Here is a 1,190-nt window from a genome sequence, read left to right as displayed (position 1 = left end):
CAATCGCCGGGCTGCTCCCGGGCTCAACTTCCCTCGGAATCCAGCCGCTCAGCGGCTTGGAGCAGGTACTCGGGGAGCTTCGACCTGGCGGCTAGGACCTCGATGCCGATGAGGCGGCCTTGCTCGTCGAAGTCGAGGTTGATCATGCCGTCGACATCGATCGGATCGCAGGGATAGGTATGTGCTGATCTCACGCTGGCCTGCGGGTCGGTGAAGTATATGTACGCCGCATTCGCGGTCGTGTCGTAGGTGACTTTGACGTCAGGCAAGATGCTGGGTCCCTTCTGTGTTGTTGATCCCGGTCTCGTCAGTGCGCTGCGGGATGCAGGGCGAGGATGGCCTTGACGATGGTGGTGATGCGGGTCGTACTGCAACGGAGTTTGCGCAGGAGGCGCCAGGTCTTGAGGGTGGCCGTGGCCTGCTCGCCGAGGGCTCGGATCTTGGCGTGGGAGGTGTTGACGGCTCGCTGGCCTTCGGAGAGTTTGTCCCAGCGACCGCGGTAGGGGACACGGACGGTGCCGCCTGCTCCTTGGTACGCCTTGTCCGCCCAGCAGCGGACGCCGGCTTGGGCCAAAGCGGCCGGGATGCCGTGGAGGCGGGCAGCCTTTATGTCGTGAACCGCTCCCGGTAGTGCGGCCGAAGCCCAGAGCAGGCGGCCGAAGGGGTCGGTGATGACCTGCACGTTCATGCCGTGCTTCTTGTGCTTGCCGGAGTAGAAGGGGCGGTCGGCGGCGATGCGGTCGATCGGCAGCAGGGTGCCGTCCAGGATCACGAACGCTTTGGTCGCCGCGGTGCCGACGGCTTGTTCAAGTGTGGGGGCGGGGGCGGCCAGGACGTCGACGGCTTCGCGGATGTAGCGGTAGACAGTGGCGATGCCGACGTTGAATGCCGCGGCGAGCCGGCCATAGGTGTCGCCGCATCGCAGGTGCGCAAGGGTGAGGAGTGCCTGGCGTCCCGCTGCCAGGCGTCGCCACCGGCTGCCGATCTCACGGCGGCGCTGACGCAGGTGACGGGCGAGGAACCGCAGGGTCGAACTGGAGAGGTCGATCCCGGACGGGTAGACAAGCACGGAAGCTCCTGGCGGACAACGGGTGATCTTGGTCGTGAACCCGTCTACCGGGAGCTTCACTGCGTTGTACAGACCTCCGCGACCAAGCAGCCACCCTCACCACGAGGTTGGAAAAGGCTCA

At 65.6% G+C, this 1,190-nt stretch carries 2 protein-coding genes; both read right to left on the bottom strand.

From position 1 onward, the window contains the following. Nucleotides 1-23 precede the first annotated feature (23 nt). On the bottom strand, nt 24-269 hold the full coding sequence (locus ACH47Z_RS47245; RefSeq protein WP_399086879.1) for a DUF2283 domain-containing protein: 246 nt from the start codon (nt 267-269) through the stop codon (nt 24-26). A 38-nt stretch (nt 270-307) separates the two neighbouring features. Further along, entirely contained in the window at nt 308-1,069 is a 762-nt protein-coding gene (locus ACH47Z_RS47240; protein ID WP_399086876.1) for a transposase family protein, read from the bottom strand. Nucleotides 1,070-1,190: the final 121 nt, after the last annotated feature.

The sequence above is a fragment of the Streptomyces sp. NPDC020192 genome (assembly GCF_044388685.1).
In the GTDB taxonomy this organism is placed as follows: domain Bacteria; phylum Actinomycetota; class Actinomycetes; order Streptomycetales; family Streptomycetaceae; genus Streptomyces.
The sequence above is the reverse complement of the archived record's forward strand: the minus strand, read 5'-3'. Positions and strand labels throughout refer to the sequence as shown.